The 223-nt window shown below is 46.6% G+C and carries 1 protein-coding gene; it reads right to left on the reverse strand.

Annotation, left to right across the window (positions count from 1 at the left end; all coding sequences use genetic code 11):
* The coding region (locus SLS51_RS23905) for an ISAs1 family transposase (RefSeq protein ID WP_323840929.1) at positions 1-223 on the reverse strand (223 nt) is incomplete at both ends.

Raw genomic sequence — 223 nt, forward strand, 5'->3', positions numbered from 1 at the left:
ATTCCCCCTGAGTGACCTGATGAACCGAACGCATCCAGTTGATAAAACAAAGATTAAATTGTTCCGGATTAATCCGTGAGAGAAGTCGGGCAATCGTGTCATCAACAGGGAGCCCCTCCTTGAACATATTATGTTCAAGAAACCATTCATGGTGGCCTTCAATATACTCTTGGATCTCACTCCAACCATCTGCGCCGCCCAGAACAGCGCACAATGAGGCAAA

It is taken from the genome of Photorhabdus africana, assembly GCF_035181445.1.
GTDB lineage: Bacteria > Pseudomonadota > Gammaproteobacteria > Enterobacterales > Enterobacteriaceae > Photorhabdus > Photorhabdus laumondii.